The sequence below is a fragment of the Seongchinamella sediminis genome, assembly GCF_003457605.1.
Taxonomy (GTDB): domain Bacteria; phylum Pseudomonadota; class Gammaproteobacteria; order Pseudomonadales; family Halieaceae; genus Halioglobus; species Halioglobus sediminis.
On sequence record NZ_QRAN01000003.1, the window covers coordinates 142,796 to 161,776 of the forward strand.

Below are 18,981 nucleotides of genomic sequence, written 5' to 3' on the forward strand. Positions count from 1 at the left end.
GTTTATAGCGTTTTCACATAATGGACAGGCCTGGCCAGAGTGATATGTTGGACTGCCACACTGCAGAAATGCCTGAGGACAGCCACATGAAAATGCTCAGCCCCGTGACAGGGGGATGGTACAAGGACCTGCAAACCCACGCACTGTTTGAAGTGATCGACTGGGACCCCACCAACCTGGCCATCGAAATCCAGTACCTGGATGGCGAGGTGGCCGAGTACGACCTCGATGCCTGGCGCGAGATGCTGCTGGAGCGGGCGGAAGCGCCCGAGGACTGGCGCAGCGCCTTCGAACTTGACGATGAGGACATGCTCGACCCGGACCTGCCCATGCAGCCGGAAGACTGGACCAACCCGATCAACTCCATCGAGCCAGACGCCATGTACGGGGTTGAGGACTTCTAAGCCACCTCACCCCGCGCACCCCACCATCGCCGCGCTGCCCGCGGCGGGGCACCTGCCAACTGTTACCTGTCGCCACCTTCCCCGGCCATTGTTTTTGCCGCCCCCACCTGTATATAATCACAGCCACTGTATAAATAAACAGATGGGGCGACCATGGAAAAGCTCACCAAGCGGCAGCAACAGGTACTGGACATCATTCGCCAGCACATCGATACCACGGGTTACCCCCCCACCCGGGCCGATATCGCCAGGGAACTGGGTTTCAAGTCGGCCAACGCCGCCGAGGAGCATCTCAAGGCCCTGGCGCGCAAAGGTGCAATCGAGATTATTCCCGGGGCTTCCCGGGGCATCAAACTCCCCGCTACCGCCGGCATCCCCATCATCGGCCGCGTGGCCGCGGGTAACCCGGTGCTGGCGGAGGAAAATATCGAGGACTACTGTGCCCTGGCGCCGGAATTCTTCAAGCCCAGGGCCGATTACTTCCTGCGCGTTACCGGCGACAGCATGATAGATATTGGCATATTCGACGGAGATCTCCTGGCGGTGCATTCCACCCCGGTGGCCAGTAATGGCGACGTGGTGGTCGCCCGCATCGAGGACGAAGTCACCGTCAAGCGCCTGCGTAAAGGAGCCGACAAGCACCTGCTGGAATTGCTGCCGGAAAATCCGGACTACCAGCCGATCACGGTGGATTTACGCGAGCAGGCCTTCGCCATCGAGGGGCTCAGCGTGGGTGTGTTGCGCCGGGGCGCCTGAGCCGCCCGACAGATTTGCGGGCGGTACCGGGAGTGACAGCACGCCAGCGGCGTCTGTGGTGAACCGGTGCCCGATACTGCCGGCCCGGGTCTGGGGAACAGCGACCGCGCTCAGTGCAGGACGCGAGGAGCCTCGACAGCGGGTTCGTTGTCCATTTCGCCCTGCTCGGCCACTTCAGCCGCTGCCTGTATGCCAGCCTGTATCATCGCCTTGGCGACTTCCAGGCTGTTGTCCATCATGTAGACGCGCGATTCTTCGGAGAAACGTATGGTTACCAGGGGTTCGGAATCGTCGTTAGCACGTTGCAGTACGATTTCGCCGTCGCCCAGGTCAACGATCTCCAGTAAGGATGCAGACACTCAATAAACCTCTCTTCGCTGAATGCAGGTTCATTGTATCAGCACGAGGTAGCGCCTGACAGCCCGGTTTTGGTGGCGCCAGCCTGCGCCACGGAGCAACGGTCTTACCCCAGGCGCAGGCTGGTCGCGCCGCTGTGCACCACACCCTCGCTGTCGGCCAGTTCCACCAGGCGATACCAGGCATTGCGCGAAAACAGGGCGGTGAGCCCGTGCCAGAGCCTGACCGCCGCCACGTTGTCGATGTCAGGGTCAAGAAACAGGGGGTGCTCCTCACCGACAAGCAGTGTTTTTCCGGTGTTGAGTGTTAATTGCAGCTCAGCGTCCACGGGCTCGACATCAGTGACGATCAGCGGGTGCGCTTCCACCTGCAGCCGCCACTTCTCGACCGGTGTCACCAGGTAGTACTCACCATCGTCCTCCCGCCGCAGGATGCTGGCAAACAGGTTGCGCAGGGACTCCCGGCGGATGAGGCTGTCTTCGTGGTACCAGCTGCCGTCGCGGGCGATGCGGATCGGGATATCCCCGGACAGCTCCGGGTTCCACAAGTGCAGGGGCGGGCTGTCGAAATTACGCCGCTTACCGACCTGGTCGGCGATCGCATCGAGCTTGTCTGTCACCTTTCGCCTCCCGCTGCCGCCGTTCAGGCGCAGTCGCCGATCATGCGTACGTTGATGACTCCCTCGAGGACCCGCATCCGCTCAAGAATCTCGTCAGTGATGTCGCCTTCCACGTCGATGAGGTTGTAGGCGATATCGTCGCGGCTCTTGTTAAGCATGTCGATCACGTTGATATTCTCGTCGGCGAGAATCGACAGCACGCTGCCCAGGATCCTGGGTACATTTTCATTGGTGACCGACAGCCTACAACCGCTGACCCGCTCCAGGACCAGGGTGGGGAAATTCACCGAATTGCGAATGTTGCCGTTCTCCAGGAAATCCTTGAGTTGATTGGCAGCCATGATTGCGCAGTTATCCTCGGCCTCGTCGGTGCTGGCGCCGATGTGTGGCATGAGGATCACGTCATCACGGCCGATGAGCTGCGGCGAGGGGAAATCGGCGATGTACTTGCGCAACTTGCCTTCGTCCAGCGCTGCAACGAGAGCGTCCTCGTCGACAATCTCCTGACGGGCGAAGTTCAGCAGGCAGGTACCCTCACTCACCGCCGCCAGCAGTTCGCTGTTTATCAGGCCGCGGGTGGAGTCGAGCACCGGCAGGTGCAGGGAAATGTAATCACAGCGCGCGAACAGGGCTGACAGCGTGTCCGCCCGGCGCACCTGGCTGGATAGCCGCCATGCCGCTTCCACCGACAGGGCCGGGTCATAGCCGACCACATCCATGCCCATGGTCAGGGCCATTTCCGCCACCATGGATCCAATCGCGCCCAGCCCGACCACACCCAGGGTCTTGCCCACCAGCTCCGAACCCTTGAACTGCTTTTTCTGCGCTTCCAGGGTTTTGTTCATCTCGGCCTTGTCAGTCATGTGCGCGAGCGTGTCGACATACTCGATACCCTCGACAATGCCGCGGGAGCCCAGCAGCATGCCCGCCGCTACCAGTTCCTTCACCGCGTTGGCGTTGGCCCCCGGCGAGTTGAACACCGGAATCCCGCGCTTGCTGCATTCGGCCACCGGAATGTTGTTAACCCCGGCGCCGGCCCTGGCAATGGCGAGTACGGTCTCCGCTATGTCCTGCGGCTGCAGTTTGTGGCTGCGCAGCAGGATCGCGTCCGGGTGGGAAAACTCGCTGGCGATTTCGTAACAGTCGCGCGGCAGTCGCTCCAGACCTTTCACGGAAATCTGGTTGAGTGTCAGTATCTGTCTGGCCATGTTCGTTTCGAGTCCCTTACAATACGTTGATGTCAGCGGACTCGCGCAAGCCCTGCCGGTATTCGTTGTCGATCAGCTGGCTGTACTCGGCTCCAACCATTTGCTGCAGGCCGCCGCGTTCAGCTTCCGCCAGTTCCGCCAGCGAACCGGGGCTGACCCGTGCTACTTCATACACCAGGGCGTCGCCGCTGGTATTGACCACGTAATCGACCACGGATTCACCCTCGGCGGGGGGCGCCAGCAAAAACGCGCTGGCGAGGATTTCCGCGGGCACCATGCTGTTGCGCCGGCTGGCGCCCAGTTCCACCTGCCACTCGTAGCCCGCGGCCTTGGCGAAGGACTCCACGCTGTCACCGGCACGCAGGCTGCGGGCGGCGGCGATGGCCGCGGCTTCGACCGCGGCGCGGGCGCGCTCATCGGTAATCCGGGCGATGATTTCTTCCTCTACCGCCGCCAGCGGTAGCACTTCTGCCGGGTGGTGTTCCCTGACACTGACCACAACCCAGTGCTCGGGGCTGAGCTCGATCACGTCGCTGTTGTGGCCGGCGTTGAGCACCTCATCGGAAAAAGCGGCGGCCAGCAGCGCCGGCTCGGCGAACAGGCCCTCCTCCTGGTTACGGCTGACCCGCTCACTGCGCTGCACCTGCAGTGACATCTCCGTCGCCGGCGCCTGCAGATCCTGGGCATTGAACGCCAGATCTTTGAGGGTCTCGACCGTGAGCAACAACTCCACCTGGGCCTCGGCCATCGCCAGCTGCTCTTCCAGTTGCGGGCGCAACTCTTCCAGCGGTGGCGGCTCACCCTCACGGCGTTCGGTGACCTTGATGATATGGACACCCGCGTCGGTTGCCACCGGTTCGGAAACGGCATTGACGTCGAGCGCCGCTATTGCCTCTTCCATCTCGGCGGGGAAAGCGTCCCCGGCGGTGAAGCCCAGATCGCCGCCAAAAGCGGTGGATCCGATATCGTCGGACGCGTCGCCCGCGACCTCGGCGAAGTCGGCGCCGCCGGCAAGACGGTCCTGGACATCGGCTATGCGCCGGGCAAAGGCCTCATCGCTCTCGTCGCTGCCCTGCTCAAACAGGATGTGGGATACCCGGGTCTCGGTCTGGTACTGGCCGTTAACGATCTCTTCCCGATAAGCGTCGACAATCGCCTGTTCTTCAACTGGCGCCCGGAAATCCTCGGCCCGCAGTTCGATGTAATCGAGCTCTACCGCTTCCTCCGACAGGAATTCGTCGGCGTGCTCGTTGTAATAGGCCTCAACATCCCCGGCGCTGACTTCGGTTTCGCTGGCAAAGGTGGCCAGCGGGATGGTCAGGTAGCGCAGGTCACGCTGCTCGCCGACTATACGGGCATTCAGTTCCAACTCTGCGGGCGTGGCAAATTCGCTACCGGCCAGTCCCGAACGGGCCTGTCCCAGGGTCATGTCTTCGACCATGGCCTGCTTGAAAGAGGTCGGGGTGAACCCGGCTTCGCCAAGGCGGGCCCGGTACATGTCCGGGGAAAACTGGCCGTCGAGCTTAAACTGTTCCATGGAGGCTACCACGGCACCGACCTGGCCAGCGGATACCGTCAAGCCCATGTCCTCCGCCGACTGCAGCAACAGTTTGCGCTGGATCAGCGACTGCATGGCCTGCTGCGAGAGCCGCTGGTCGTCCAGCATGGTGGGGTCGATATTCTCGCCCATCATGGATATCAGCTGGCGCTTCTGGTTATCGACGGCCTGCTGCAGTTCCAGCGGGCTGATCTGCTCGCCGTTCACTTCCGCGACGGAGTTGTTGCCACCGCCAAGCAGGATGGATTCAAGACCAAAGCCGGCAAAGGCTACAACAATGACACCGACGATAATCTTCGCCATTGTTCCCTGGGAGTTTTTGCGTATGTCTTGGAGCATGGGTTGTTCTCTCGGATACTTAAAAAAAAAGCGCACCGGAAGTGCGCCTTTTTATGCTTTCAAGCTCTCATCGTTGGGACGAATCAACTCAGCCGCAACGAACTGGGAAGGCCTCAGGAGTTAACGGCATCCTTGAGGGCTTTACCTGCCTTGAAGCTGGGTACTTCTGACGCAGCGATTTCAATAGTGGCACCGGTTTGCGGGTTGCGGCCGGTGCGGGCGCTGCGGTGTTTCACTGAAAAAGTGCCGAAGCCAACCAGGGAAACCTGGTCACCTTTTTTCAGTGCGTCGGTAATGCTGTCTACAACTGCGTCCAGCGCGCGGCCAGCGGAGGCCTTGGGTAGATCTGCTGCTGCTGCAATTGCATCGATGAGTTCAGTTTTGTTCACACTTATCCCCTTGGAATATTTGGTCGGTTTGTTGGTGATCTTGGTGCCCGGGGTGGGCAAAGAAATCGTTTGTTTCGCTCTGCCGATATTGGGCTGCAACTCCTGCAATCACTGCATTTCAGCCCTCAGCGCCGACGCACGACTTTATACCAGAGCGGGAATCCCGGTCAACGTGAAACCCGCTGTTAGTGCGTATTTATGCGATTTTTTTCGTCCTCGGACTCCTCGCCGCCCCCGGTAATACCACTGGCGAGGTATTCCTCGTCACTCAATGGTTTGGGCATGGACTCCAGCGCAATGGCCAGCACTTCATCGATCCACTTGACGGCGCGGATGTTGAGGTGCTCCTTGATGTTGTCCGGAATCTCTTTCAGGTCCCGTTCGTTCTCCTTTGGAATGATTACGGTCTTGATCCCGCCCCGGCGCGCCGCCAGCAATTTTTCCTTTAGTCCGCCAATCGGCAGTACCTCACCGCGCAGGGTGATTTCACCGGTCATGGCAACGTCGGCCCGCACCGGGATCTCGGTCAGCACCGATACCAGCGCCGTACACATGGCAACACCGGCGCTGGGACCGTCCTTGGGTGTCGCACCCTCGGGCACGTGAATGTGCACGTCGTGCTTTTCGTGGTAATTTGCCGGAATACCCAGCATTTGCGAACGGCTGCGCACCACTGTAGTCGCCGCCTGTATCGATTCCTGCATCACGTCACCGAGCGAGCCGGTTTTAACGTGACGCCCCTTACCGGCAACCGCAACCGCTTCGATGGTCAGCAGTTCTCCGCCCACCGATGTCCAGGCGAGACCGGTAACCTGGCCGATCTTGTTCTCTTCCTCGGCGATACCGTAGTTGTATTTACGTACCCCCAGCAGATCGCTGAGCATCTCCGGAGTCACCGTGCTGCCGCCTTCGGCTTCCTCGAGGGTAATGGCCTTGACCATTTTCCGGCAGACCTTGGCGATTTCGCGCTCGAGGGAGCGCACGCCCGCCTCACGGGTGTAATAGCGGATAATGTCGGTCACCGCTTCCGGCGCAATAAACAGTTCGTCTTTCTTCAGGCCGTTGAGCTTCACCTGCTTGGGAATCAGGTAGCGCTCGGCAATGTTGAGTTTCTCGTCCTCGGTATAACCGGGAATGCGGATGACCTCCATCCGGTCCAGTAGCGGGCCGGGGATATTCATGGTGTTGGAGGTACAGACAAACATCACATCCGAGAGATCGTAATCCACCTCCAGGTAGTGGTCGTTGAAGGCGTGGTTCTGTTCCGGGTCCAGCACTTCCAGCATCGCCGACGCCGGATCACCGCGGTGGTCCATACCCATCTTGTCGATCTCGTCGAGCAGGAACAGCGGGTTCCTGACCCCCGCCTTGGCCATTTTCTGCAGCAGCTTGCCGGGCATGGAGCCGATATAGGTGCGACGGTGGCCGCGAATTTCCGCCTCGTCGCGCACCCCGCCCAGGGCCATACGCACAAATTTGCGATTGGTGGAGCGGGCTATGGACTCGCCCAGCGAGGTCTTGCCGACACCGGGCGGCCCTACCAGGCACAGCACCGGGCCCTTCACCTTGCGCACCCGCTTTTGCACCGCCAGGTACTCGATGATGCGGTCCTTGACCTCGTCCAGTCCGTAGTGGTCCTCATCGAGAATCCGGGTCGCGCGCTTGAGATCATGCTTGACCTTGCTGCGTTTTGCCCAGGGCACGCTGACCATCCAGTCGATATAGCTGCGCACCACCGAGGCTTCCGCCGACATGGGTGACATCATTTTCAACTTGCCCAGCTCCGCCTCGGCCTTTTCTTTCGCCTCGGCGGGCATTTTCGCCTCGTCGATGCGGGACTGCAGCTCGTCCAGTTCGTTGGGCGCCTCGTCCATCTCCCCCAGCTCTTTCTGGATAGCCTTCATCTGTTCGTTGAGGTAGTACTCGCGCTGGCTCTTTTCCATCTGCTTCTTGACGCGGCCGCGGATGCGCTTCTCCACCTGGAACAGGTCGATCTCCGCTTCCATCAGGCCCATCAGGTGTTCCAGGCGCGCGCGGATCCCGGAGATCTCCAGAATGCGCTGCTTCTCCTCCAGGTCCACGCTCATGTGCGCGGCGATCGTGTCCGCCAGGCGACCGGGCTCATCGATGCCGGTCAGCGAGGTCAGTACCTCGGCCGGCACCTTCTTGCTCAGGTTGACATACTTTTCGAACTGGCTGTTGGTGGAACGCAGCAGACCCTCGGCCTCGTCCTCGGGGATGTCATCGCTGACGATTTCCCGCACGCTGGCCACGGCAAACTCGCCCTCGTCGTCGACACTGTCGATAGCGGCGCGAAAGCCCCCTTCCACCAGCACCTTGATGGTGCCATCGGGCAGCTTCAGCAGCTGCAGGATATTGGAGACGGTGCCCACCTGGTAGATGTCATCGGCGCCGGGATTGTCATCGGCTGCATCACGCTGGGCCACCAGCAGTACCTGCTTGTCGTTGGCCATGGCGTCCTCGAGGGCCTCGATAGACTTTTCCCGGCCAACGAACAGCGGCAACACCATATGCGGGTAGACCACCACATCGCGCAGGGGCAGCAGGGGAAGTTCGATAACAGAGGATGAACCCATAATAATCTCCGGGTTGGGCGGGAATGGTGTGTCGTCCCTCGGTTAATGGGGTCGGAAACCGAGAATACAACCGCCAGGGATGGCGCCCCGGTAAGCAGATCACACCCGACCCTGGCCGGGTGCAGCCTGGCTATTCTTCGGTTGACGCCGTCCGCGCAGCCGGTTCGTTGTTCTGGTAGACCAGCAGGGGCTCGGAATCCCCGCGAATCACCGACTCGTCGATAACGACCTTGCTGACGTCATCCCGCGATGGAATGTTGTACATGGAATCCAGCAGAACGCCTTCAAGAATGGAGCGCAGACCGCGGGCGCCGGTTTTGCGCTCCATGGCTCTCTCCGCCACCGCGCGCAGGCCATCCTCGCGGAAATCAACCTCCACGTCCTCCATCTCAAACAGTTTGCTGTACTGCTTGGTAAGGGAGTTCTTCGGTTCCGTGAGGATTTGGACCAGGGCCTCGGCATCGAGTTCCTCCAGGGTCGCGATCACCGGCAGGCGCCCGACAAACTCCGGGATCAGGCCGTACTGCACCAGGTCCTCGGGTTCCAGGTCAAACAGCAGTTCGCCGACATTGCTGGTCTCGTCCTTGGTCTTCACCTCGGCATTGAAACCGATACCGCCCTTCTCGGAACGGTTGCGAATCACCTTGTCGAGGCCGGCAAAGGCGCCGCCGCAGATAAACAGGATATTGGAGGTGTCCACCTGCAGGAATTCCTGCTGCGGGTGCTTGCGACCGCCCTGGGGCGGGACGGAAGCGACCGTTCCCTCGATCAGTTTCAGCAGCGCCTGCTGCACCCCCTCGCCGGACACGTCACGGGTGATGGAGGGGTTGTCGGATTTGCGGGAGATCTTGTCGATTTCGTCGATGTAGACGATACCCACCTGGGCCTTCTCCACATCGTAGTCGCACTTCTGCAGCAGCTTCTGGATGATATTTTCCACGTCCTCGCCGACATAACCCGCTTCGGTCAGCGTGGTGGCGTCGGCGATGGTGAATGGCACATCCAGCAGCCGGGCGAGGGTCTCGGCCAGCAGGGTCTTGCCGGAACCGGTGGGCCCCACCAGCAGGATATTACTCTTGCCCAGTTCGACATCGTCGCCGCGGGTCTGGCCGTGGCGCAGCCGTTTATAGTGGTTGTACACGGCGACCGACAATACTTTCTTGGCTCGTTGCTGGCCGATCACATACTCGTCAAGAATGGCCTTGATTTCCTGGGGTACCGGCAGCTGGTCCTGGGAAGACTCGCCGCTGGACTCCTGCACCTCCTCGCGAATGATGTCGTTACACAAGTCGACACATTCATCGCAGATAAACACCGAGGGACCGGCGATTAGCTTGCGCACTTCATGCTGGCTCTTGCCACAGAAGGAGCAGTACAACAGCTTGCCGCCGTCGTCGCCAGAATTGGTGGTTTCGTCACTCATTAAGCCGCCCTACGCGAAAATAGCTGAATTTCCATCATCTTAGCCCCTAAGATGATGTTTTTTCTGGTGTATTGCAAGCCCCCCGGGGGCGCAAAAGCAGGTTATACTAACAGGCTATCCCGCTCCGCCCCTGCGCGTCACAACTTCGTCCACCAAACCGTAGGTCCTGCTGTCCTCGGCGTTCATGAAGCGGTCGCGCTCGGTATCGCGCTCGATAACCTCCAGCGGCTGACCGGTGTGCTCCGCCATCAGCTCATTGAGCTTCTTGCGGATGATGAGGATTTCCCTGGCGTGAATCTCGATATCCGTGGCCTGGCCCTGGGCACCGCCCGAAGGCTGGTGAATCATGGTGCGGGCATTGGGCAGGCAGTAGCGCTTGCCCTTGGCGCCGCCGCAGAGCAGGAACGCGCCCATGGAGGCAGCCTGGCCCACACACATGGTGCTGACATCGGGCTTGATGAACTGCATGGTGTCGTAAATTGACAGCCCCGCGGTGACACTGCCGCCGGGGGAATTGATGTAGAGGTGGATGTCCTTGTCGGGGTTCTCGGACTCCAGGAACAGCATCTGGGCGACAATCAGGTTGGCCATATGATCCTCGACCGGACCGACCATGAAGATCACGCGCTCTTTCAGCAGCCGGGAGTAGATGTCGTAAGAGCGTTCCCCGCGGGAGGTCTGCTCCACCACCATGGGCACAAGCCCCAGGTTTTCTATCGTTTGAGCATTGCGCCCGTGTGGCTGAAATGGCATAGCGTTCCGTCCCTAAATAATTGATTATGCAGATCAAAGGCGACACCCAGGCGCCGCCTTACGGAGCGGTGCTATCAGGCTTCTTCCTGCGCTGCGGGGGCAATCGCCTCCTGATAGCTGCACTCCTTCTCTGTTATCTTGGCATTCTCGAGGAGTTTTTCAACCACCTGGTCTTCAAGAACCTTGGATTCAACTGAGGCAAGCTGCTCCTGGTTGGAGTAGTACCAGTTGATCACCTCCTCCGGTTCCTGGTAGGTGGAGGCCATTTCCTCGATGGTAGCGCGCACCTTGTCGGCATCCGCCTTGAGTTCCAGCTTGGAGATCAGCTCGGACAGCACCAGGCCCAGCTTGACCCGCTTTTCGGCGTTTTCGGTGAACATGTCGTCGGGCAACAGGGACTTGAGGTCCATATTCTGACCGCCGGCACCACCGAATTGCTGGAACATCTGGTTGCGCAGGGCATCGACTTCCTGGGCCACCAGGGCACGGGGAATATCCACGTTTTCGTGGGCGGCGATTACCGCATCCATCACCTGCTGCTTGACCTTGCCTTCCACCGCATTTTTCAGCTCGCGGGCCATGTTCTCGGCCACTTCCTTGCGGAACTGGGCTTCGCCGCCCTCTTCCACCCCGTACTGGGCGAACAGCTCTTCGTTGAGCTCGGCAGGCACCATCTCCTCGACCTTGTTCACGCTGACCCTGAATTCAACCGCCGCGCCCTTGAGGTCCTCGTTGTGGTAGTCCTCCGGGAAGCTCAGCTCCAGGGTCTTTTCCTCGCCGGCTTTCATGCCCACGATACCGTCCTCGAAGCCGGGGATCATGCGTCCGGAGCCCAGTTCGAGCTCGGAGCCCTCGGCGCTGCCGCCCTCGAAGGCCTCACCGTCTTTGGTGCCGCTGTAATCGATATTGACCTTGTCGCCCTCAGCGGCCGCGCGTTCCGCTTCCTGCCAGCTGCCCTGCTGCTTGCGGAACACCTCGATGATGTTATCCACGTCCTCGTCGGTCACCTCGGCGACGGGCTTCTCGACCTCGAAATCCTGCATCTCGACGACGTCCACCTCGGGGAAGACCTCGAAGGTCGCCACGTATTCAAGGTCCTTGCCGGCTTCCAGTGATTTGGGCTCGATGCTCGGCTGGCCGGCGGGACGCAGTTGCTCCTGCACCACCGCTTCCTGGAACGACTGGCTCATTACCTCACCGAGAACTTCCTGGCGAACACCGGCGCCGAAACGCTGGCGCATGACCTTCATCGGCACCTTGCCGGGGCGGAAGCCCGGCATACGGACGTCCTTGGCAGCCTTTTTCAGGCGCTCGTCGACAGCGCCGTCTATACGGGCTGCGGGTACGCCCACGGTCAAACGACGCTCCAGTCCAGAAGTCGTCTCAATAGAAACCTGCATGGTTTATCCTCATCAATAGCCAGGTAAGCGGCGCCAGCGGCGCTCTTCTTCACTTGTTACACGTTTGACAGCCCGACCCGGGGTCGAGGCTGCTCGCAAAATGGTGCGGAAGGAGAGACTCGAACTCTCACGCCTTGCGGCACTGGTACCTAAAACCAGCGCGTATACCAATTTCGCCACTTCCGCAGGTGCTGCCTCCCGTCACCAGCCAGCTAGAATCAACTGTAACTTCATACGCCTAACCAGTTGATTATTCTGGAGTATATTAGCCCTTATAGCGGTGCCTGGAGGTCTTGCAAGGGCGCAGATTCTGCCACAAAGACCAGCCCGGTTCAACCGCTCAACGACGCGGCTCGGCCAGCAGCAGGACCAGGGGCCTGGAGGGATCCGGATGGGCCAGCGAAAACTGCCCGCCACGGGGCAACAGGGCGCCCTGCTCGGGCCCGATGAGGGCCTCCCCAAGCGCCAGCTCGCCGGCAACCACCATCAGCAACTGGTAGCCCTGGCCGCATTCGACCGCCAGTGCTGCTCCCGGCGCCAGGCTCACCCGGCGCACCTCGAAATCGGGAAAGTCGACGATGCGCTCCACCGTCACCCCGGGCGGGGCGGGCAATACGCTGAAATGATCATCCACCGGTGGGGTCAACCGCATTCTGCCCACCGCCGCGGCGGTATCCCAGTGGTCCTGGGTGAGCACTTTCTGGGCGAAGGACAGGATCTGCCGCTCGTACACCGGGGTCTGGAATTCGATGGTGCGGACACCGTGCTGCAAGGAGTGGGGCATCAGCAGGGGCACTACCACCACATCTCCCACCCGCAGCTCGCGCATCGCAGTGAAGGCATTCATTGCCGCGCGCAGCGCTTCCTCGCGCTGCCGCAGGGCCTCACCGGCTGCCGCTCCCTCGGGCAGCCCATCAATTTCCCGCCGCACTGCTTCGTAGGCCTGTACCGCGGCCAGGTAATGCTGCCGGAAGACCTCCTCACTACCGGCCGCGCGCAGCTTCGCCGGGTCAAAGCCGTAGCGAATAGCCCCCACACCGTCCGGCCAGGCATTGCGGTCGACATGGGTGACCACGTAGACCTCGCGCTTTTCCTCGTGCAGCTCGAAGTACAGGTCGCCGGTCACCTCCTGAGGCGCGGGATCGAGAATCTTCAGCAGCACCAGCGGCGAATCGGGCTCCCCTGCCTGCGCCGCCGGGAACAGGGCCTGCAGCCAGGGAATCGGCACGGCATGGCGGCCATCGGAGAATCGGCACAGACCGCGCTCTTCAGCCCCGGTAAACCAGATCTCCTGGCCCCAGGGCTTGGGAATATGCACCGGCGAGAGCACCAGCGGCTGGCCGGGCTGGAACAGCGGCAGGCCCTGCCGGTCTGCCCAGGGGCCCAGCCCGAGCTCGGCGAGCTGGCCCTGGGCGGCTGTATCGACGGTCTCTGCGACGGTGCATTCATAGTCGCCGTCCCGCCGCCGACTGTATATGGCAACCAGGGCTTGCTCCGCCGGCTCCGGCAACCACCATTGCCGCAGGGGGAAGTCCACCAGCAGGAGGTCACCCGCCTGGGCGCCGGCCAGCCAGACCGCCAGGGCCTGCACCGGCTCGCCGGACACCCTGCGGATGCTGCCTGTGCTGCTCGGGTTCAAGGACAAAAGTGCACCTCTGGCTGACTGGGATCGCGATCCATATAGCTATTTATAATTAAAATAGCTAACGATATTTCCAAATATATTAAAAAATCGCCCGATCAACTGTGGAAAATTACCAAACTTGAGCGATACTAAGAGTGTGGCTACCTATCCCCTAGTTTAGTCGGGTGGTCGCGGGAGCATACCCAATGCTCTCACAGGGAAGCAATTCCTTTATGTTTCACTCCTAATGGTCTTATTGGGTCCCCTTCCGGGACCCATTTTTTTGGTCTTAGTTTTTAATAATCAACCACTTGGAGCGCTTTTAGAGAAACCACTTCAAGATTACATGGTGTGTGTGGGCCGGTCGGAGCCCAGCGAACCTGCCAGGTGATTCTCGATCTTGGCGTTGGCTGCCGCGTCCTGCTCGCTGAACTGCACCCCGATTCCCGCCGTGCGGTTACCCTGGGCGCCGCGGGGGGTTACCCACACCACCTTGCCGGCAATGGGGATTTTTTCCGCCTCGTCCATCAGGGTTAACAACATGAATACCTCATCGCCCAGCGCGTAGGCCTTGTTGGTGGGCACGAACAGCCCGCCGTTCTGGAGGAATGGCATATAGGCCGAATAGAGTACGGCCTTGTCCTTGATGGTCAGCGACAGGATGCCATTGCGGCTGTTTTGTCTGGCGTCAGTCATGCCCCGGTCTCCCCTGTTGAAGGCCTGATACTACCACTGGCCGCAGCGCTGCCCAATACAGACTGCAGCTTTTCCAGTAAAACTTCCGTCAGCAGCTGCCGGTTGGGGTTGGCACCACCGCGCACCGCCTTCTGGATGCCGTTCAGCTCGTCCAGGGTGGCAAATATGCGCCGCCCCCGCGCGCTGTTGAGGGCCGGGCCATCCAGCTGTTTCAGGCTGCTGCGCAGGGTCGTTGCCAGCTGTTCCAGCAACTCGTCAATGGAGGACTGCTCCAGCATCCGCGCCGCCTCGGCGCTACCGATCTTGCCCGTCACCAGCGAGCGGCAGGCTATCCGCGCTGCCACCAGTTCCTCGCTGTCGGCCCGGCAATGCATGGCCTCGGCGAGCATGGGCATGCCGTCTGCCAGTGTCAGCAGCGTTGCGCTCTGCTCGCGGCTACCGGTGGCCTGGTCCAGCCAGGCCAGTGCGGTTTCCGCGCCCGGCGGTGGCAGCTTGACGATCTGGCAGCGGGAACGGATGGTCGCAGGAATGCCGTGCAGGCGGTCACAGACCAGGATCAGAAAGGTACCGGGTGACGGCTCCTCCAGCGACTTGAGCAGGGCATTGGCGGCGTTGGTGTTCATGGCGTCTGCGGGGGCGATCACCACCACCTTGTGGGCGCCGAAGTTAGCGGTTTTGGTGGCGAAACTGACCGTGTCGCGAACCTGGTCGATCTTGATCGCCCGGCTTTTTTCCTCCGGCTGCAGCCAGCGCAGGTCGCCGTGGCTGCCGCTGGCGCTGAGCTCACAGGCGTGACAGCTGCCACAGTTGAGTCCACCGCTGGGGGACTGGCACAGCAACAGGCGCGCCAGCGCCAGTGCCAGGCGCCGTTTGCCGCTGTTGGCGGCGCCGGCGAGCAGCAGGGCGTGGGGCAGGTTGCCCTCGGTCAACTGGCGGTTGAACCGGGCCCAGGTGTCGCCCTGCCAGGGCAATGGCGCACTGCTGACTGGCAGCCCCGTCAATTCCATCACCGCTGCCGCACTCCCCAGCAGGTCGCCAGCTCAGCGCAGACGTCCTGTAACTGCTGCTCCACATCTTCAAGCGGCAGGGCGGCATCGATCACCCGGTAGCGGCCGCTGCCCTCCCCGGCGAGTTGCAGGTAGGTGGCCCGCACCCGCTCAAAGAATTCGACCTGTTCCTGCTCGAAGCGGTCGAGCTCGGCACGTTCCCGGGCCCGGGCCATGCCCACATCCACGGGGGCGTCCAGCAACAGGGTATAGTCCGGCCGGAGGTCGCCCTGCACCAGCTGTTCCAGTTCGCGGATTGCCGCCATGGGCAGCTGCCGGCCGCCGCCCTGGTAGGCATAGGTGGCATCGGTAAAGCGGTCGCACAGCACCCAGCGGCCGGCGTCCAGCGCGGGGATAACCACCTCGGCCAGGTGCTGGGCCCGGGCGGCGAAAATCAACAGCAGTTCAGCCCGGTCGGCGATCGGCTTGCTCCTGGGCCGCAGCAACAGCTCGCGAATATCCTCGCCCAGGGCGGTACCGCCGGGCTCCCGGGTAACCACCAGGTCGATACCCAGCGCTGTCAGGTGTTGCTCGAGGAAGGCCATGTTGGTCGATTTACCAACCCCTTCGCCGCCCTCGACGGTTATAAACAATCCGCGTGATTCCATGCTCTCTCTTATTCTGGTGGCGGGCTCGAGCGATAGTCCTCGCGCCGCTGCAGCTGGTATTTACGCACGGCCCGCTGATGCTCGGCAAGGGTGTCGCTGAAGTAGTGGCCGCCATCGCCGCGGGCGACGAAATACAGCGACGACCCCGGCGCCGGATGCAGCGCCGCGTGGATAGCCTCGCGCCCGGGCAGGGCAATGGGGGTGGGCGGCAGGCCCCGGTGCCGGTAGGTGTTGTAGGGGTTCTCGTCATCGCGCAGGTGGCTGCGCCGCAGGTTGCCATCGAAGCGCTCACCGAGGCCGTAAATGATCGTGGGATCCGTCTGCAGGCGCATGTTCTGGTTCAACCGGCGCACGAATACCCCGGCTATTTCCCCGCGCTCGTGCTCCAGTCCGGTTTCCCGTTCGATGATACTGGCCATGACCAGGGCCTCGTAGGGCGAGTCATAGGGCAGCCCTTCCTCCCGGCCCTGCCACTCCTCCTCCAGCACCCGAATCATGGCCGCCCGCGCGCGGCGCAGAATATCGTGGTCGGTTGCACCCCGTTCAAACTGGTAGCTGTCGGGAAAAAACAGTCCCTCCGGATGCGCATACGGAGCCGCCAGCGCCAGCAGGCGGGAATCCTCCGTCCCGGCCAGCGTGGTCTGCAGTTCGTCGCTGGCGGCGAGAATTTCCAGGGCGCGGGACAGGCTTATACCCTCGGGCAGGGTCACCTGATAGCTGATCACCCTGCCCTCCTGCAGCAGCTGCAGCAGGGCCCTGGCTGTAGTGCCCGCGGGGATACGGTATTCTCCGCGCTTGATCTGCTGGTCGAGACCGGTCCAGCGGCCGTACAGGCGCAGCATCCAGCCGTCGCCGGTGACCCCGTCCGCCTCCAGCTGCGCCGCCACCGAACGCAGGGTTTCACCGGCACCCACGTCGAGCAGGTAGCCCTGCCCGGGAATGGCCAGCGGCTGCTGCCAGCGCTGCTGCAGCAGGTTGAGCGCAACGGCGACGATCGCCGCCAGCACCAGCAGTGACAACAGGAGTTTCTTCAGCACGACATCGCCCCCAGGTACTGCTCGTGCAGGGCATGACAGAGCTCATGGTTATGCCAGCGGCGCTCGCCGAGACTGGCCACCGGCTGCAGCCCGCGGATGCTGTTGCAGACGAAGACCGCGTCCGCGTCGGCCAGTTGCGCCGGCGAGATGTGGGTCTCGGCGACGGGAATGGATAGCGCCGGCGCGAGTTGTTCCAGCACCAGCCGCCGCCGGGTACCGGCAATACCGCAGGTTTCCAGGGCAGGCGTCAGCAGGCGCCCCTGTTCCAGCAGAAACAGGTTGCCGGCACTCACCGAACAGACCTGGCCCTGCTGGTCGAGAACCACCAGTTCATCGGCGTCCATTGTCGCCAGCCGCGCGGCCACCAGCACCTGCTCCAGCCGGTTGAGGTGCTTGATGCCGGCCAGCTGGGGCTGGCTGGACCAGGGCATGTGCGCCCAGTCCAGCGCAAGCGGCGGCGAGAAGAGGCTGCGATCCTGGCTTAGCGGCGCGGCGGTGATCACCACCCTCGGGGTGGCAGCGGCCGGCGGGGCATAACCGCGCGGCGCCGCGCCGCGGGTCACCGTGAGCCGCAGGGCAGCCCAGGCATGAGCCTGCAGGTGCTCGGCGGCCTGCTGCAGGCAGTCCGCAGCCCGCTCAAGGCAATCGGGAAAAGACAGGACTTGCAGCCCGGCGGCCAGGCGCTCCAGGTGCAGTTGCTGGAACTGGGGAGTGCCGCTGCGCAGCAGCAGGGTTTCAAACAGGCCGTCGCCGAAATCCAGTCCGCGGTCGGGCAGCGGCAGTGCCGATGCCCGTTCGCCGTCTACCCAGATCAGCGCAGTTGCAGACACCGCCGGCCCGGTCAGTCGGGCTTGCTGAACAGCAGGGAACCGTTGGTACCGCCAAAGCCGAAGGAGTTGGAGAGCACGCTGTGGATTTCCCGCTCCTGCGCCGTGTGGGGCACGTAGTTGAGATTGGCCCCTTCGTCCGGGTTGTCGAGGTTGATGGTTGGTGGGCATACCTGGTCGCGTATCGCCAGCACCGAGAATATCGCCTCGACGGCCCCGGCGGCACCCAGCAGGTGACCGATCATGGACTTGGTAGAGCTCACCGCAACCTGTTCCGCGGCGGTGCCCAGCACGGTTTCCACCGCCCTGCTCTCGGCGACATCGCCGGCCGGGGTCGAGGTGCCGTGGGCATTGATGTAGTTGATTTTGTCCACCGGGATACCGGCATCGCGCACCGCATTGGCCATGGACGCCGCCGCCCCGCGACCATCCTCCGGCGGCAGGGTCATGTGGTAGGCGTCACCGCTCATGCCAAATCCGCACAGCTCGGCGTAGATTGTCGCGCCGCGGGCTTTTGCCGCCTCGTATTCCTCCAGCATCATGACACCGGCGCCATCACCGAGCACAAAGCCGTCGCGATCCCTGTCCCAGGGCCGGGAGGCCGCTTCGGGATCGTCATTGCGGGTCGACAGCGCCCGGGCTGCGGCGAAACCACCCAGCCCGACCGGTGTGGTTGCCATTTCCGCGCCGCCCACCAGCATGGCGTCCGCATCGCCGAGGGCGATCAGCCGCGCGCCCAGGCCAATATTGTGGGTGCCGGTGGTACAGGCGGTAACCACCGCCAGGTTCGGCCCCTGCAGGTTGTATTTCACCGACAGGTTGCCGGAAATCATATTGATAATGGAGCCCGGCACAAAGAACGGCGAGATCCGCCGGGGGCCGGAGTTGGCCACGATCTCGGTATTCTTTTCGATCTGGCCGATGCCGCCAATACCGGAGCCGATGGCGCAGCCCACGCGCGGGGCGTTCTCCTCGGTCACCTCAAAGCCGCTGTCTTCCAGCGCCTGGATACCGGCGGCCATGCCGTACTGGACGAAGGTGTCCATTTTCCGGGCGTCCTTGGGAGCCAGGTAGGGAGACATGTCGAAGTCACGCACACTGGCACTGAACCGCGTGGTGTATGCGGAGGTGTCGAAGGCTTCGATCGGGGCGGCGCCGCTCTTCCCGGCGAGGATATTTTCCCAGGTTTCGGCAACGGTATGGCCAACGGGGCTGACAACGCCCAGTCCTGTCACAACGACTCTTCTGCCAATCAACTTAGCATCTCCTCTCGGATCGGATTATAGGGAAGCATAAAGAAGAAAAGCCGCTCTATCAAAAAATAGAAACGGCTTCTCGGG

18 protein-coding genes and 1 tRNA gene are annotated in these 18,981 nt (G+C 62.0%); 2 read left to right on the forward strand and 17 right to left on the reverse strand.

Annotated features, from left to right (window positions below; translation table 11 throughout):
- Nucleotides 1–86: 86 nt before the first annotated feature.
- Together DWB85_RS03805 and lexA are read left to right on the forward strand one after the other, a co-directional pair.
- The gene (locus DWB85_RS03805) at nucleotides 87–404 is read left to right on the forward strand and encodes a DUF6763 family protein (RefSeq protein WP_117953032.1); all 318 of its coding nucleotides are present in this window, start codon (nucleotides 87–89) and stop codon (nucleotides 402–404) included.
- Between the two features lie 153 nt (nucleotides 405–557).
- A complete protein-coding gene (gene lexA / locus DWB85_RS03810; protein WP_117952875.1) occupies nucleotides 558–1,160 on the forward strand; it encodes a transcriptional repressor LexA in 603 nt (200 codons plus the stop codon).
- A gap of 110 nt (nucleotides 1,161–1,270) precedes the next feature.
- Here the strand turns inward: lexA and DWB85_RS03815 are convergent, their stop codons facing one another.
- From DWB85_RS03815 to fabF, 17 genes are all read right to left on the reverse strand, one after another.
- A complete protein-coding gene (locus DWB85_RS03815) occupies nucleotides 1,271–1,519 on the reverse strand; it encodes a hypothetical protein (RefSeq protein WP_117952876.1) in 249 nt (82 codons plus the stop codon).
- 104 nt (nucleotides 1,520–1,623) lie between these two features.
- Nucleotides 1,624–2,136 (reverse strand): DUF1285 domain-containing protein, encoded by a 513-nt coding sequence (locus tag DWB85_RS03820; RefSeq protein WP_117952877.1) that lies wholly within the window; start codon nucleotides 2,134–2,136, stop codon nucleotides 1,624–1,626.
- Nucleotides 2,137–2,159: 23 nt separating this feature from the next.
- Nucleotides 2,160–3,344 (reverse strand): phosphoglycerate dehydrogenase, encoded by a 1,185-nt coding sequence (locus tag DWB85_RS03825; protein WP_117952878.1) that lies wholly within the window; start codon nucleotides 3,342–3,344, stop codon nucleotides 2,160–2,162.
- A gap of 16 nt (nucleotides 3,345–3,360) precedes the next feature.
- Nucleotides 3,361–5,241, reverse strand: a complete 1,881-nt coding sequence (locus DWB85_RS03830; protein ID WP_117952879.1) for a SurA N-terminal domain-containing protein — start codon at nucleotides 5,239–5,241, stop codon at nucleotides 3,361–3,363.
- A 113-nt stretch (nucleotides 5,242–5,354) separates the two neighbouring features.
- The gene (locus DWB85_RS03835) at nucleotides 5,355–5,630 is read right to left on the reverse strand and encodes an HU family DNA-binding protein (protein WP_117953033.1); all 276 of its coding nucleotides are present in this window, start codon (nucleotides 5,628–5,630) and stop codon (nucleotides 5,355–5,357) included.
- Between the two features lie 185 nt (nucleotides 5,631–5,815).
- Nucleotides 5,816–8,227 carry an endopeptidase La gene (gene lon / locus DWB85_RS03840; protein ID WP_117952880.1) on the reverse strand — a complete coding sequence of 804 codons (2,412 nt, stop codon included), beginning with the start codon at nucleotides 8,225–8,227 and terminating at the stop codon, nucleotides 5,816–5,818.
- A gap of 130 nt (nucleotides 8,228–8,357) precedes the next feature.
- Complete coding sequence (clpX, locus tag DWB85_RS03845; protein ID WP_117952881.1) at nucleotides 8,358–9,650, reverse strand: ATP-dependent Clp protease ATP-binding subunit ClpX; 1,293 nt, start codon at nucleotides 9,648–9,650, stop codon at nucleotides 8,358–8,360.
- Nucleotides 9,651–9,764: 114 nt separating this feature from the next.
- Nucleotides 9,765–10,403 carry an ATP-dependent Clp endopeptidase proteolytic subunit ClpP gene (gene clpP / locus DWB85_RS03850; protein ID WP_117952882.1) on the reverse strand — a complete coding sequence of 213 codons (639 nt, stop codon included), beginning with the start codon at nucleotides 10,401–10,403 and terminating at the stop codon, nucleotides 9,765–9,767.
- A 74-nt stretch (nucleotides 10,404–10,477) separates the two neighbouring features.
- On the reverse strand, nucleotides 10,478–11,803 hold the full coding sequence (tig, locus tag DWB85_RS03855; protein ID WP_117952883.1) for a trigger factor: 1,326 nt from the start codon (nucleotides 11,801–11,803) through the stop codon (nucleotides 10,478–10,480).
- Between the two features lie 101 nt (nucleotides 11,804–11,904).
- Nucleotides 11,905–11,989, reverse strand: a tRNA-Leu gene (locus DWB85_RS03860).
- A 154-nt stretch (nucleotides 11,990–12,143) separates the two neighbouring features.
- Complete coding sequence (locus DWB85_RS03865; protein ID WP_133300556.1) at nucleotides 12,144–13,442, reverse strand: hypothetical protein; 1,299 nt, start codon at nucleotides 13,440–13,442, stop codon at nucleotides 12,144–12,146.
- Between the two features lie 327 nt (nucleotides 13,443–13,769).
- Nucleotides 13,770–14,123 carry a PilZ domain-containing protein gene (locus tag DWB85_RS03870; protein WP_117952885.1) on the reverse strand — a complete coding sequence of 118 codons (354 nt, stop codon included), beginning with the start codon at nucleotides 14,121–14,123 and terminating at the stop codon, nucleotides 13,770–13,772.
- Nucleotides 14,120–15,130 carry a DNA polymerase III subunit delta' gene (gene holB, locus DWB85_RS03875; protein ID WP_117952886.1) on the reverse strand — a complete coding sequence of 337 codons (1,011 nt, stop codon included), beginning with the start codon at nucleotides 15,128–15,130 and terminating at the stop codon, nucleotides 14,120–14,122. The genes DWB85_RS03870 and holB overlap by 4 nt, the downstream gene beginning before the upstream one ends.
- On the reverse strand, nucleotides 15,130–15,777 hold the full coding sequence (tmk, locus tag DWB85_RS03880) for a dTMP kinase (RefSeq protein WP_117952887.1): 648 nt from the start codon (nucleotides 15,775–15,777) through the stop codon (nucleotides 15,130–15,132). Before tmk ends, holB begins: the two co-directional genes overlap by 1 nt.
- A gap of 8 nt (nucleotides 15,778–15,785) precedes the next feature.
- Nucleotides 15,786–16,814 (reverse strand): endolytic transglycosylase MltG, encoded by a 1,029-nt coding sequence (gene mltG / locus DWB85_RS03885; RefSeq protein ID WP_117952888.1) that lies wholly within the window; start codon nucleotides 16,812–16,814, stop codon nucleotides 15,786–15,788.
- Nucleotides 16,808–17,644, reverse strand: a complete 837-nt coding sequence (pabC, locus tag DWB85_RS03890) for an aminodeoxychorismate lyase (RefSeq protein ID WP_162845994.1) — start codon at nucleotides 17,642–17,644, stop codon at nucleotides 16,808–16,810. Before pabC ends, mltG begins: the two co-directional genes overlap by 7 nt.
- 11 nt (nucleotides 17,645–17,655) lie before the next feature.
- Nucleotides 17,656–18,897, reverse strand: a complete 1,242-nt coding sequence (fabF, locus tag DWB85_RS03895; protein WP_117952890.1) for a beta-ketoacyl-ACP synthase II — start codon at nucleotides 18,895–18,897, stop codon at nucleotides 17,656–17,658.
- Nucleotides 18,898–18,981: the final 84 nt, after the last annotated feature.

Coding starts and splice junctions, on each gene's coding strand:
- holB (WP_117952886.1), bottom strand. CDS start 15,130: ATGGAATTGACGGGGCTGCCAGTCAGCAGTGCGCCATTGCCCTGGCAG.
- DWB85_RS03825 (WP_117952878.1), bottom strand. CDS start 3,344: ATGGCCAGACAGATACTGACACTCAACCAGATTTCCGTGAAAGGTCTG.
- clpX (WP_117952881.1), bottom strand. CDS start 9,650: ATGAGTGACGAAACCACCAATTCTGGCGACGACGGCGGCAAGCTGTTG.
- lon (WP_117952880.1), bottom strand. CDS start 8,227: ATGGGTTCATCCTCTGTTATCGAACTTCCCCTGCTGCCCCTGCGCGAT.
- clpP (WP_117952882.1), bottom strand. CDS start 10,403: ATGCCATTTCAGCCACACGGGCGCAATGCTCAAACGATAGAAAACCTG.
- tig (WP_117952883.1), bottom strand. CDS start 11,803: ATGCAGGTTTCTATTGAGACGACTTCTGGACTGGAGCGTCGTTTGACC.
- tmk (WP_117952887.1), bottom strand. CDS start 15,777: ATGGAATCACGCGGATTGTTTATAACCGTCGAGGGCGGCGAAGGGGTT.
- lexA (WP_117952875.1), top strand. CDS start 558: ATGGAAAAGCTCACCAAGCGGCAGCAACAGGTACTGGACATCATTCGC.
- DWB85_RS03870 (WP_117952885.1), bottom strand. CDS start 14,123: ATGACTGACGCCAGACAAAACAGCCGCAATGGCATCCTGTCGCTGACC.
- DWB85_RS03805 (WP_117953032.1), top strand. CDS start 87: ATGAAAATGCTCAGCCCCGTGACAGGGGGATGGTACAAGGACCTGCAA.
- DWB85_RS03830 (WP_117952879.1), bottom strand. CDS start 5,241: ATGCTCCAAGACATACGCAAAAACTCCCAGGGAACAATGGCGAAGATT.